This window comes from Mycobacterium sp. 1245805.9 (assembly GCF_001672915.1).
Lineage (GTDB): Bacteria > Actinomycetota > Actinomycetes > Mycobacteriales > Mycobacteriaceae > Mycobacterium.
In genome coordinates, this window is sequence record NZ_LZKR01000153.1 from 1 (window position 1) to 11,999 (window position 11,999).

At 72.5% G+C, this 11,999-nt stretch carries 11 protein-coding genes and 1 tRNA gene; 3 read left to right on the forward strand and 9 right to left on the reverse strand.

Annotated elements, in window-relative coordinates; translation table 11 throughout:
* Nucleotides 1-68 precede the first annotated feature (68 nt).
* Nucleotides 69-944: an RDD family protein gene (locus tag A9X00_RS20245; protein ID WP_067157441.1), complete on the reverse strand. Its 876-nt coding sequence runs from the start codon at nucleotides 942-944 to the stop codon at nucleotides 69-71.
* A 36-nt stretch (nucleotides 945-980) separates the two neighbouring features.
* Between A9X00_RS20245 and A9X00_RS20250 the strand changes: the two genes are divergently transcribed.
* Nucleotides 981-1,973: a stage II sporulation protein M gene (locus A9X00_RS20250; RefSeq protein WP_067157444.1), complete on the forward strand. Its 993-nt coding sequence runs from the start codon at nucleotides 981-983 to the stop codon at nucleotides 1,971-1,973.
* Nucleotides 1,974-1,986: 13 nt separating this feature from the next.
* Here A9X00_RS20250 and A9X00_RS20255 read toward each other — a convergent pair whose 3' ends face one another.
* The 5 genes from A9X00_RS20255 to A9X00_RS20275 are packed head-to-tail and all read right to left on the reverse strand — an operon-like array spanning nucleotide 1,987 to nucleotide 7,293.
* Complete coding sequence (locus A9X00_RS20255; protein ID WP_067157447.1) at nucleotides 1,987-3,309, reverse strand: DUF58 domain-containing protein; 1,323 nt, start codon at nucleotides 3,307-3,309, stop codon at nucleotides 1,987-1,989.
* Nucleotides 3,309-4,280 (reverse strand): MoxR family ATPase, encoded by a 972-nt coding sequence (locus tag A9X00_RS20260; protein WP_067157451.1) that lies wholly within the window; start codon nucleotides 4,278-4,280, stop codon nucleotides 3,309-3,311. Before A9X00_RS20260 ends, A9X00_RS20255 begins: the two co-directional genes overlap by 1 nt.
* Entirely contained in the window at nucleotides 4,277-5,419 is a 1,143-nt protein-coding gene (locus A9X00_RS20265) for a DUF4350 domain-containing protein (RefSeq protein WP_067157454.1), read from the reverse strand. Before A9X00_RS20265 ends, A9X00_RS20260 begins: the two co-directional genes overlap by 4 nt.
* On the reverse strand, nucleotides 5,416-6,069 hold the full coding sequence (locus tag A9X00_RS20270) for a DUF4129 domain-containing protein (RefSeq protein WP_067157457.1): 654 nt from the start codon (nucleotides 6,067-6,069) through the stop codon (nucleotides 5,416-5,418). The genes A9X00_RS20265 and A9X00_RS20270 overlap by 4 nt, the downstream gene beginning before the upstream one ends.
* Nucleotides 6,070-6,081: 12 nt before the next feature.
* Nucleotides 6,082-7,293, reverse strand: a complete 1,212-nt coding sequence (locus tag A9X00_RS20275) for a hypothetical protein (protein WP_067157460.1) — start codon at nucleotides 7,291-7,293, stop codon at nucleotides 6,082-6,084.
* Between the two features lie 121 nt (nucleotides 7,294-7,414).
* Between A9X00_RS20275 and A9X00_RS20280 the strand changes: the two genes are divergently transcribed.
* Nucleotides 7,415-7,879, forward strand: a complete 465-nt coding sequence (locus A9X00_RS20280; protein WP_067157463.1) for a GatB/YqeY domain-containing protein — start codon at nucleotides 7,415-7,417, stop codon at nucleotides 7,877-7,879.
* Nucleotides 7,880-7,889: 10 nt separating this feature from the next.
* On the opposite strand, the gene A9X00_RS20285 is transcribed toward A9X00_RS20280, so the two are convergent.
* The 3 genes from A9X00_RS20285 to A9X00_RS20295 form a co-directional block, all read right to left on the reverse strand.
* On the reverse strand, nucleotides 7,890-9,584 hold the full coding sequence (locus A9X00_RS20285; RefSeq protein ID WP_067157466.1) for a selenocysteine-specific translation elongation factor: 1,695 nt from the start codon (nucleotides 9,582-9,584) through the stop codon (nucleotides 7,890-7,892).
* Nucleotides 9,572-10,852 carry an L-seryl-tRNA(Sec) selenium transferase gene (gene selA / locus A9X00_RS20290; RefSeq protein WP_067157469.1) on the reverse strand — a complete coding sequence of 427 codons (1,281 nt, stop codon included), beginning with the start codon at nucleotides 10,850-10,852 and terminating at the stop codon, nucleotides 9,572-9,574. Before selA ends, A9X00_RS20285 begins: the two co-directional genes overlap by 13 nt.
* Before the next feature lie 18 nt (nucleotides 10,853-10,870).
* A tRNA-Sec gene (locus tag A9X00_RS20295) sits at nucleotides 10,871-10,965 on the reverse strand.
* Between the two features lie 19 nt (nucleotides 10,966-10,984).
* Between A9X00_RS20295 and selD the strand changes: the two genes are divergently transcribed.
* Nucleotides 10,985-11,995 (forward strand): selenide, water dikinase SelD, encoded by a 1,011-nt coding sequence (selD, locus tag A9X00_RS20300; RefSeq protein WP_369830776.1) that lies wholly within the window; start codon nucleotides 10,985-10,987, stop codon nucleotides 11,993-11,995.
* Nucleotides 11,996-11,999: the final 4 nt, after the last annotated feature.

Below are 11,999 nucleotides of genomic sequence, written 5' to 3' on the forward strand. Positions count from 1 at the left end.
CACCCCACCCGGGGGTTCTCCTCACATCAAGCCGACACGCCCGCTACCAACGTCATGTCCCGGTACAGCTAGCCGGGCGGCGCGAAACCGCCAGGCTCCGGCTCCGGCCAGGGGACCGGGGGCTGCTGGGGCTGCGGGGGCGGTTGCGGCCAGGGTGTAACCGGTGCCGGCGGTTGTGGCCACGGCCCCGCGGCAGGGGGTAGGTGGGGTGCCAGCCGGGCCAGTTCGCGGCGGTGCCGCTCGGCGAGCACCGCGGCGAGCACCAACTCCGGTGGTGCGCCGGGCGGCGGCGGTGGTGCGATGCGCGACAAGACGTCGCCGGCGATCCGGTAGCCCATCTGTAGGCGCAGTTGAGGATCGAGTTGCGGTGCGCGGGAAAGGAATTGGCGCGCCACTTCGGCCTGTCCGGCGCCCAGTCCCGACAGCTGCAGCGAGGACGCCCACCACGCCAGCGACGGCGGCATCATGGGCGGCGGGCTCAGCCGAGGCCCGCGCTCGCTGATCACGACCGTGCCGGCGAAGACGTCGCCGATGCGCTTGCCCTTCGGCGAGAAGATGCTGCAGATGACCGCGGGACTCCCGGCGAGCATCCAGATCTCCACCACCGACGCCAGCGCCCGAAACAGCGCCTGCCGGAAGCGTTCTGGGCCGCCGTCCTCGGACACCACCCGCAGGCCCAGCGCCATCTTGCCCACCGACCTTCCCCGCGTGGCGGTTTCGAACGCCAACGGGTAGCCGACCACCACCAACACCGTGAAGATGAGCAGGACGGCGGTGCTCAGCGCGGAGTCGAACTCGGTCAGGGTGGCCGCCCACAACATCAGGCCGAGCACGTAGCAGATGAAGATCACCGTGATATCGATCAGCGCGCTGGCCGCCCGCACCGGCAACTGTGCGATCTGCACGTCGAGCACCACGGCGTCCCCGGTCACCACCTCCGACATAACACCGAACGGTACAGGCCGATTAGGCTGCGCAGGGTGGACGTCGACGCATTCGTGCTGACCCATCGCGGTACGTGGGACCGGCTCGACCAGTTGGTCAAGAGGCGCCGCTCGCTGACCGGCGCGGAGGTCGACGAACTCGTCGAGCTTTACCAGCGGGTCTCCACCCATCTGTCGATGCTGCGCTCGGCGTCGTCGGATTCGCTGCTGATCGGTCGGCTGTCGAGCCTGGTCGCGCGGGCCCGGTCCGTGGTCACCGGCGCCCACGCGCCAATGAGCAGCACGTTCGTCCGCTTCTGGACCGTGTCGTTCCCGGTGGTGGCGTACCGCACCTGGCGGTGGTGGTTGGGCACGGCGGTGGCGTTTTTCGCCGTCGTGGTGATCATCGCGATGTGGGTGGCCGGCAACCCGGAGGTGCAGTCCGCACTCGGAACACCAAGTGACATCGACGAATTGGTCAACCACGATGTCGCGTCGTACTACAGCGAGCACCCCGCCGCCGCGTTCGCGCTGCAGGTCTGGATCAACAACTCCTGGGTGTCCGCGCAATGCATCGCGATGTCCGTGGTGCTGGGGCTGCCGATCCCGATCATCCTGTTCAACAACGCCGCCAACCTCGGGCTGATCGCCGGGTTGATGTTCCAGGCCGGCAAGGGCGGCATCCTGCTGGGCCTGCTGGCCCCCCATGGGCTGCTGGAGCTGACGGCGGTATTCCTCGCGGGCGCAACGGGGATGCGGCTGGGCTGGTCGGTGATTTCGCCGGGCGATCGCCCCCGTGGGCAGGTGCTCGCCGAGCAGGGGCGCGGCGTCGTCGCGGTCGCTGTCGGACTGGTGGGTGTGTTGCTGGTCTCGGGGCTGATCGAGGCGCTGGTGACGCCCTCGCCGTTGCCGACGTTCGTCCGGGTGGGCATCGGGGTCATCGCCGAGGCCGCGTTCCTGTCCTACATCGTGTATTTCGGCCGCCGCGCGGTGAAAGCCGGTGAGACCGGTGATGTCGAGGACGCGCCCGACGTGGTGCCCACCGGCTGAGCCTCACCGAAACTTACAGCCGCCCGGTGGCTTTCATCGCCAGATAGCGGTCGGCGAGGGCGGGTGCGATCTCGGTGGGCGGGGCGTCGACGACCTCCACGCCGCCGCGTCGCAGTCGGGTCGCGATCGCCCCCCGGTCGTTGCGCGACCGTTCCGCGGCCGCGGCGTCGTAGACCGCGGCCGCGTCCGAGCGCCCGGCGGCCATCTGGTCGACGCGTGGGTCGCCGACGGCGGCGATCATCACGTGGTGTTTGGCCGACAGCTGCGGCAGCACCGGCAGCAGGCCCTCGTCCAGGGCGGTCGCGTTGAGGTCGGTCAGCAGCACCACCAGCGACCGCCGCCGGGTGCGCCGCAGGATGGTGGCAACCATTGCGCGCCAATCCGATTCGATGAGCGCCGGCTGGACCGGGGCCATCGTGTCGACGAGCTGGGCAAGCAGCTCAGTGCGCGACGCGCCGAACACGCCGGCGCGGCTTACCCGGTCGTGGGCGAGAAAGTCAACGTGGTCGCCGGCCCGCGACGCCGGGGGGGGCAGCAGCAGCGCCGCGTCCATCGCCCAGTCCAGCCGGGGCCACCCCGCCGGGTCGGAGGCGGTGGGGTCGACGCCGACGCGGCCGGCCGCCGTGCGCCCGGTGTCGAGCGCGATCACCACGCGCCGGTCGCGTTCGGGTCGCCAGGTGCGGACGACTACGTCGGCGCGCCGCGCGGACGCACGCCAGTCGATCGAGCGCACGTCGTCGCCGACGACATACTCACGCAGCGAATCGAATTCGGTTCCCTGCCCGCGTATCAGCGTCGGCAGGAGGCCGTCGATCTCGCGCAGCTTGGCGAGCCGCGACGGCAAGTGCTTGCGCGACAGGAACGGCGGCAGCACCCGGACCTGCCCCGGCACCGGCCGCGAACCCTGCCGTCCGGCCAGCCCCAGCGGCCCGATCGAACGCGCCGTGACCGCGGCCGCGCGCTGATCGCCGCGACGGACCGGACGCAGCCGGGTCTCCAGCGGCTGCGCCTGCCCGGCCGGAATGTTGACGGCGTGACTGCGCGGCTCGGCGCATGCGCTGGGCGGCCAGGCGTCGCGGATCTGGCCGCGGAATCGCCGGCGGCCGTCGTTGTGCACCTGCAGACCGACCTGCACCTGCTGCGCCAGCCGGGCCGAGCAGTCCGGGGAACGGGTATAACGCAACGCGCGGGTGCTGGCCGCGAGCGTGGCGTCGACGACCACCAATGTCACCAGCAACACCAGCAGGACCACGAAAGCCCTTGCGGGCCAAGGTGATACCGCGATGGGCAGGACGCAGATCAGCGCCAGCAGCCCGGTGCGCCCCGTCAGGATCACTAGCGGGGCACCGGCACCGACGCCAGGATTCCGTCGAGCACACCGTCGGGCGTCGCCCCTTCGAGCTCGGCCTCGGGGCGCAGCATCACCCGGTGCCGCAGGGTGGGGCGGGCCATGGCCTTCACGTCGTCGGGGGTGACGTAGTTGCGGCCAGACAGCCAGGCCCACGACCGCGCCGTGCCCAGCAGCGCCGTCGCCCCGCGCGGCGACACACCAAGCTGCAGGGCGGGCGACGAGCGGGTGGCGCCGACAATGTCGACGATGTAGCCCAGCACCTCGTCGGCGACCAGGACCTGTTGCACCGCCTTGCGCCCGGCCGCGAGCTCGTCCGGTCCGGCCACCGGGTTGATCTCCGACAGGTCGCGGGGATCGAAGCCGTGCGCGTGCCGGCCGAGGATGGCGATCTCGGCGTCGCGCGACGGCAGCGTGACGTTGAGTTTGAGCAGGAACCGGTCGAGCTGGGCCTCGGGCAGTTGGTAGGTGCCCTCGTATTCGATCGGGTTCTGGGTCGCGGCGACGATGAACGGGTCGGGCAGCGGCTTGGCCTCGCCTTCGACGCTGACCTGACGCTCTTCCATCGCCTCGAGCAGCGCGGCCTGCGTCTTGGGCGGGGTGCGGTTGATCTCGTCGGCGAGCAGCAGGTTGGTGAACACCGGGCCCGGCCGGAACACGAACGCGGCGGTGCGCGCGTCGTACACCAGCGAGCCGGTGACGTCGCCGGGCATCAGGTCGGGGGTGAACTGCACCCGCTTGAACTCCAGCTGCAGGGCGGCCGACATCGCCCGCACCAGTAGCGTCTTCGCCACTCCCGGAACGCCTTCCAGCAGCACGTGCCCGCGGCACAACAGCGCGATCACCAGGCCGCTGACGACCCCTTCCTGCCCGACGACGGCCTTGGCGAGTTCGGCCCGCAACGCCAGCAGCGCCTCGCGGGCCGCCTCAGCGGTGGGCGTGGTTTGTGATTGCGTCACGTTCGTGTGACCTGCCTTTCGATGTCGTCGAGCGCACGGGCAAGTTGTAACAGGTCGTGGTCGGTGGCCGGGGGCGGCCCGAACAGGTGGTAGGAAACGAATCCCGGATCGGCGCCACTGCGCCGGGCCACCGTCGCCACCACCGCGGGAGCCGGCGCGCCCGGGCCTAACCCCAGGCGGGGCAGCAACCGCTGCACCGTGGCGGTGCGCAACGCCGCCGGCCTGCGGTCGCGGGCGCGCCGGGACCGGTAGAGCCGGCCGCGGCCCTCGACGGTCTCCGACGCACGCACCACGACGGGCAGTTCCTCGGCCACCAGCGGGCCGGTCCGGCGGCCCTTCCACAGGGCAACCAAGAGCACGACCAGGCACAGCTGCCACACGATCCAGGTCACGTTTTCCGGGATCAGGTCGGAAATCGATGACGGGGACGACGTTTCACCCTCGATGCGGTGGGGCGCGTACCAGATGAGCCGGGGCCGCGCGCCCGCGAGGTTCATCGCCAGCGCGGCGTTGCCCGCCTGCAGCAGGCTCCCGTTGGTCATGAAGTCGGTGCTGCCGACCGCGGTGACGACTCGCCCGTCGTCCCGGTACCGGATGAGTATCCCGTCGTAACAGCTCGTCATGGCCCGGTGGTCGGTGGCCCGATAGGTGTTGCTGGGCCCGAATCGCACCGTGCCGGCGCGGTTCGCCTCTCGCAGTGAGCAATTCGGGCTCTTGTCGAACGCCGTGCTGCCGGCCGACATGCGCACCCCCGGCATCAGCGCCTCCCGGGTGCGCACCGTCGGCTCCACCAGCAGCAGATCGCCGGGGGCGCTCCCCAGCCGGTCCAGCAGCGCGGAGTCGGTGAGGTATTGGCTCTGCGCCACCAGGATCTGCGTGCCCGGCCGCGCCGCGCGTTCAACGTCGGCGACGGTGTCGGCCACCACCACCTCGACACCGCCGTCGCGCAGCAGTGTCACGAGCGCGCGTGCCCCGTCCGGCTCGGTGGATTTCGGATCCATCCGGGCGCCCGGGCGCGGTGCGGTCAGGTAGGCGCCCACGCCGGCGATGACGGCGAGCGCGACGATGGTGACGACCACCCAGGCCCACGTTCGCCACCGCCGCACCGGCGTTGGCGCCGCCGGACGCGTCGTCGTCATCGGACCTGCGCCCAGGAGTCGGTGGCCGCGGGCCGCCCGGCCGCCGGGGCCGTCGCGGGTGAGCGCGAGCGCAGATGGTCGTCGAGGGCGGCGATCATCCGGTAGGCGGCCTCGGTTCCGGGCCGCTCGCCGTACGTCACGTCGTTGAAGGCCGTTGCGGCGTCCGATAATTCGCTGCCCAGGTGTGGGAGCGCCGCGCCGGCGTCGCGGGCCAGCTCGTTGGCGGTGCGTCCGGGAGCCGGTTCCAGCACACCGGTCTCCTCGAGCTGACGCGCGACGGCGCGCAGCCGATGCCGAATCGCCGCCGACCAATCCCCCTGCGCGGCATAGCTTTCCGCGGTGGCGCGATGCTGCGCCGCGGTGAGCTGAGCCGCCTCGAACAACTGATAGTCGCCGCCGCGGTTGGTGCGCATAGTGCGCCGCGCGACACGGACGGCGACCGCGACCGCGATCACCAGCAGGATGAGCAGCACACTGGTGGTGAACCAGCCGCCCGGTATCGACGCGGTCTTCTCCAGCAGCCGGTAGATCAGTTCGTTGACCCACTCGGCGAATTGTTGGGCGGCCGAACCTTTCGAATAGATCGGCTTGCCCAGCTCTATCTGTGCGGCCTGATGGGCGGCATCGCGGTCGATGTCGATGGAAGGCACTGTCGGTTGGTCCTAAACCGGCCGGGTCAGCCAGAGGTTGTCGGTGGACGCGACCGCGTAGGGGCCGCCGGCGGCGCCGGTCTGCAGCACCAGGTCGAACGCCTCGGCCCGCATCCGGCGGTCGGTGTAGAGCAGCGTGATGACGCCGGCGTTGAACGGCGCGATGATGATTTGGCCGATAGCCGATCCGACGGATGCGATCGCGCTGCTCAGCAGCAGTCCGCCGGTGGACGGGGCGCCGCCGCTGATCAGCAGTACCTGCCCGACGATGCTGAACGGCAGCGCGACCGCGTTGCCGACGAAGGACGCGACCACGAACGTCAACGCCCGGATGCCCAACACGCGCCAGAAGCCGCCACGGACCAGCCGAAACGATCGGGTGATCGCATCCATGACGGGCAACCGCTCCAGCACGATCAGCACGGGCGCGAACAGCACCATGTTGTAGAGGTAGACCAGCAACACGATCGCGACGAGCACCAGCGGCAGGCCGAAGAGGACCGCCAGCGCCGGGCCGCCGGCCACGGCGAAGACCGCGACGATCACCGCCACCAGCCCGAAAAGGACCGCCACGGCGGCGCCCTCCAGCAGCGCCAGCCCGAGCAACGAGAGCAGCCGCCCGCGGATCTTGACCCAGGTTTCGCCGATGGTGATGGGCGATCCGAACACCGCCCGCCCGACGATGACGGTGAGCATGCCGGACAGCAGCATGCCGCCGAGCCAGGTGACCAGCATTCCCGCGGCCATCGAACCCAGCCACGCGCCGACGACGCCGCCGCTCAGCTCGCTGGAGCGCGCGACCGTGAGCCGGCCGTAGGCCGCCAACGGGCCGAACGTCGCAAGCATGGAGATGAGCTGCATGACCACGACGACCATCGCGGTCAGTCCCAGCGTCGCCTTGGGGTTGGCCCGGATGAACCCGACCGCGCCGTTGAAGATGTCGCTGAGGGTCAGGGGCCGCAGCGGGATGATCCCGGGCTTGAGCGCCCCGGGAACCAATTGCGGCGGCCCGTACCCCGGCGGCGGCCCGTACCCTGGCGGCGGCCCGTACCCCGGCGGTGGGCCGTACCCCGGTGGCGGGCCGTACCCCGGTGGCGGGCCGTAGCCGGGCGGCGGAACGCCGTACCCCGGCGGGGGACCGTACCCGGCCGGCGGGTAGCCCAGCGGTGCGTATCCACCGGGCGGGGGGAACGCCGGATAACCGGGCGGCGGCAGCGTGCTCACCGGGTGCTGTGTCCTTCAAGGCTTGCGCGGCCGGGCCCGTCGTTCGTCATGGGCTCCATCCTGTCGGCGGTCCGGGCATTTCTCAATCTTGACCGGCGCCGCGGCGCGTAGCGTCTGAGCCATGGCGGAACTGAAATCCCGGCTGCGGGCCGACCTGACGCAGGCGATGAAGACCCAGGACAAGCTGCGCACCGCGACACTGCGCATGCTGCTGGCCGCGATCCAGACCGAGGAGGTCTCCGGCAAGCAGGCGCGCGAGCTCACCGACGACGACGTCATCAAGGTCTTGGCCAGGGAATCGCGCAAGCGGGCCGAGGCGGCCGAAATCTACACCCAGAACGGTCGTGGTGAGCTCGCCGCCAACGAGCACGCCGAGGCCCGGGTCATCGACGAATACCTGCCCACGCCCCTCACGGAGGCCGAGCTGGCCGACGTCGCCGACACCGCGATCGCACAGGTCGCCGAGGAGATCGGCGAGCGCCCGGGCATGAAGCAGATGGGCATGGTCATGAAGGCGGCCACCGCGATCGCGGCGGGAAAGGCCGACGGCGCGCGGCTGTCGGCCGCGGTGAAGGAGCGCCTGTAGGGCCGATCGATCAGGCCATCGTCCGGGTGCCGTCGCCGGCCCGCCGGGTGACCCGCCGGTCGTCGAGCCGCTCGAGCAATGGCACGGCCACGCGGCGGGTGGTGCCCAGCGCGCGGCGGGCCTCGCTGACGGTGAACGGCTGCGGCAGCTTGGCCAGGACGCCGGCCGCCCGGTCGAACGCGTCCGGACCCAGCACCACACCGTCGGCGATCCGGGCGAGCCGCCCGGCGCGCACCGCCGCGGCCAGCTCACGGGGGCCGAGCTTGAGGTCGGCCAGTTCGTCGGCCTCCGGGGCGCGAAAGGGCTCGGCGGCCAGCCATTCCTCGATCGCGCGCACCGCCTTGTCGACCCGGGCCGGCAGGCCCGCGCCGGGCGGGCGGACCAGCCCGTCGGCCACCTCCAGGCCGGTGCCGGCCAGCAGCGGGGGCAGCAGTTCGGCGGCCGGCAGCCCGGCGCGCTGCCGCAGCGTCTCGAGCGGCATGCCCGCCGCAACGTCGTGCTCGCCCGCCCAGCGCCGCACCGCCTCGATCGCACGGACGCGCCGCTCGGCCCACCACCGCGGGTCCACCACCCAGTCGCCCACCCGCTGCCCTTGCGCCGGCAGGCCCATCGCGCGCAGGTCGCTCGCCCGCGCGCACTCGGCGGGACGGACCCGGCCGGTCGCCAGCTCGGCCGCGCGTTCGCGCGCCGCTCCCCGGCGGCGCAGCCCCGGCGGCCGGACGTCGAGCACCTCGATGCCCGCCGCGATCCGATGCTCCCCGGGATCGCGCAGCAGGCCTATGTCCCCGACCCGCAACGGCAACGGGTTCGCCAGGCGCAGCCGCGCCGCGGCGGTCCCCAACGTACGCACCTGCACCGGCACGGCCGCGGACCCGACGTGCAGCACCAGCTGGCGGTGCAGAGTGCCGGGCGACCGCAGGCCGACGTCGATCTCCGCGGTGTCCAGCCACACGCCGGGCGTCCGAACGGTGTCCCCGCGGCCGATGTCGTGGCGGTCCACCCCCCGCAGGTTCAGCGCGACCCGCGCCACCGCGCCGACCTCAATCTCGTTGCGGCCCAACGACTGTAGCCCGCGGACCGTGACGCGCCGGCCCGCGTGTTCCAGCTCGTCACCCACCCGGATGGTGCCCGCCGCCAGCGTCCCGGTCACCACGGTGCCCGCCCCGCGGACGGTGAACGACCGGTCGACCCACAACCGCACGTCGGCGTCGCGGTCCGGCACCGGCAGCCGATCGATCAGCGCCGCCAGCCCCGCCCGCACCCGCTCCAGGTCGGTGCCGACCGCGACGGGGACGTCGCCGAGCGAGGTGGCGGCGAATCGTTCCCGCGCCCGCTCGATCGCCGGTCCGGGGTCGGCGAGGTCGGCCTTGCTGATCACCAGCAGGCCGTGCCGGACCCCGAGGGCGTCGAGCGCCGCCAGGTGTTCCTCGGACTGCGGCATCCAGCCCTCGGTGGCGGCGACGACAAACAGGACGGCCGGCACCGGGCCGACGCCCGCGAGCGTGTTCGCGACGAACCGTTCGTGGCCGGGCACGTCGACGAACGCGACCTGACGGCCGCCGACCTCGGCCCACGCGAAGCCGAGGTCGATGGTCAGGCCCCGGCGCCGCTCCTCGGCCAGCCGGTCGGGCCACATGCCGGTGAGCCGGTGCAGCAGGGTCGACTTCCCGTGGTCGACGTGGCCCGCGGTGGCTATGACGTACACGCGCGCACCGCCGCCGCCAGCAGCTCGTCGCCCTCCGGCGCCACCGTGCGCAGGTCGAGCAGGCAGCGGCCGGATTCCAGGCGGCCGACGACCGGCGGGCTGCCGGCGCGCAGCGCGGCGGCGTACCACTCGGGCAGGCTCACGGCGGCGCTGGGCAACTCGACGCCCGGCGCACCCCCGCCGCCGACGGCGGCGACGCAGTCCACCGCGACCGCGTCGGGCAGTTGGGCGGCGAGCGTTTCGGCGCGGGCCCGCAGCCGCGCCACGTCGGCGTCCAGCGCCTGGGCCACCGGCGGCGGCGGGCCGGTCAGCGTGGCCTCCAGCGCGGCGAGGGTGAGCTTGTCCACGCGCAGGGCGCGCGCCGCGGGATGGCGGCGCAGCCGCTCGATGAGCGCGGCGTCACCGAGCAGCAGGCCGGCCTGTGGACCGCCCAGCAGCTTGTCGCCGCTCGCGGTGACCAGGCTGGCGCCGTCGCGCAGCATCGACGTGGCGTCGGGCTCGTCGGGCAGCACCGGGTGCGGGGCCAGCAACCCGGAGCCGATGTCGACCACGAGCGGCACGCCCAGGTCCTTCAGCTGTGTGACGTCGACGGCCGATGTGAACCCGGTGACGTGGAAGTTGGACGGGTGCACCTTCAGCACGAAACCGGTGTCGGGCCCGATCGCGTCGGCGTAGTCGCGCAGGCTGGTGCGGTTGGTGGTGCCGACCTCGCGCAGCCGCGAACCGGTGGACGCCAGCAATTCGGGGATGCGGAAGCCGTCGCCTATTTCGACCAGCTCGCCGCGGCTGAGCACGATCTCCTTGCCCGGGGCAAGGGTCAGGGCGGTCAGCAGCAGCGCGGCGGCGTTGTTGTTGACCACGTGCACGCCGCCCGCGGTGGGCACCGCCCGCGCCAGCGCCCCCAGCGCGCCCCGGCCGCGGCGCGCGCGCCGGCCCGTCGCCAGGTCGAACTCGACGTCCGTCGTCCCGGCCGCGGCGATCACCGCGTCGACGGCGGCCCGCGACAGCGGCGCCCGGCCCAGGTTGGTGTGCACGACGACGCCGGTGGCGTTGAGGACGGGTCGCAGGCTCGACGCGGTGGCCGGAAGCGCGGCGACGGCGTGCTCGGCGACGCGGTCGGGCTCGATCTCCCCGGCGCGGGCGCGACGCTGGGCCTCGACGATCACCGACTTGACCAGCGCGCGGCCCAACACCCGTTGCGCCTCGACCAGGCGCGGGTCGGCGAGCAGGACGTCAGTCCCGGGGACCCGTCGGCGCGGGTCGCTCATGCGAGGCTCGAGGGAGTATGGCGGAGGCGGACGGGAATCGAACCCGCCAGCGGCAGCGTCTGCCGTTCGACGGTTTTGAAGACCGCGCCGGTCACCAGACCGGACACGCCTCCTCGGACCATGTCGACAAGTATGGACTTCGTGACATACCGACTGACCCAGTACACCCACGGCGGCGGCTGCGCGTGCAAGATCCCGCCCGGTGAACTGGAGGACATCGTCCGCGGGCTCGGGCCGGCCGGGCCGCGCGACCCGCTCGGCGAGCTGCTGATCGGGCTGGACAGCGGCGACGACGCGGCGGTGGTGCGCCTCGAAACTGGCACGGCCGGCACGGCGCTGATCGCGACGACGGACTTCTTCACCCCGGTGGTGGACGACGCCTACGACTGGGGCCGCATCGCGGCCACCAACGCGCTGTCCGACGTGTACGCCATGGGAGGGCGGCCGGTGGTCGCGGTGAACCTGCTGGGCTGGCCGCGCGACGTGCTGCCGTTCGAGCTGGCGGCCGAGACGCTGCGCGGCGGGCTCGACGTGTGCGGCCTGGCCGGCTGCCACCTCGCCGGCGGGCACAGCGTCGACGACCCGGAGCCCAAATACGGGCTGGCCGTCACCGGGATCGCGGACCCGAACCGGTTGCTGCGCAACGACTCCGGCAAACCCGGCACGCCGCTGTCGCTGACCAAGCCGCTCGGCATCGGCGTGCTGAACAGCAGGCACAAGGCCACCGGGGAGCGCTTCGAGCAGGCGATCGACGCGATGACCATGCTCAACGCCGATGCGGCCGCCGCCGCGCTGGCCGCGGGCGCCGAATGCGCCACGGACATAACGGGTTTCGGATTGCTGGGACACCTCTACAAGATGGCGCGGGCCAGCGGCGTCACGGCGGTGATCGACTCGGCGGCGGTGCCCTATCTGGATGGCGCGCGCGAGGCGCTGGCGGCCGGCTACGTCAGCGGCGGCACCCGGCGAAACCTCGACTGGGTGGCGCCGCACGCCGACCTGTCCGCCGTCGGTGAGGACGAGGCCCTGCTGCTCGCCGACGCGCAAACCTCGGGCGGTTTGCTGATCGCCGGCGAGGTCCCGGGGGCGCCCGTCGTCGGGGAGCTGGTGCCCCGCGGCGAGCGCACGATCGTGGTGCGCTGAGCGG